Here is a 243-nt window from a genome sequence, read left to right as displayed (position 1 = left end):
CTCCCAGCGCCATTGCGGATGAAATAAGGGCTTGTCCGCCGTTGAACGGGAGAGTGCAAATTGCGATCAGCAGCTTCCAAAAACGACTGAAAAACTTGAAAGGAACTTGCTTCATCGCCTGTTGCGGTAAGCGGCCCCTGCATTATGCGAAGACGACCGGCTTTTAGCGCGCTTCCCGTTACGGAATCAAAAATGCGGCCCAAAGAGCCGCATTTTTTTGTTTCGGTCAGATTTCAATACCAG

At 50.6% G+C, this 243-nt stretch carries 1 pseudogene; it reads right to left on the bottom strand.

Going from position 1 to position 243, the window contains the following annotated elements:
• Positions 1 to 88, bottom strand: a pseudogene (locus F9K94_RS24800) (glycosyltransferase family 2 protein); the annotation flags it as partial.
• Positions 89 to 243: the final 155 nt, after the last annotated feature.

It is taken from the genome of Brucella tritici (assembly GCF_008932285.1).
In the GTDB taxonomy this organism is placed as follows: Bacteria; Pseudomonadota; Alphaproteobacteria; order Rhizobiales; family Rhizobiaceae; genus Brucella; species Brucella tritici.
The sequence above is the reverse complement of the archived record's forward strand: the minus strand, read 5'-3'. Positions and strand labels throughout refer to the sequence as shown.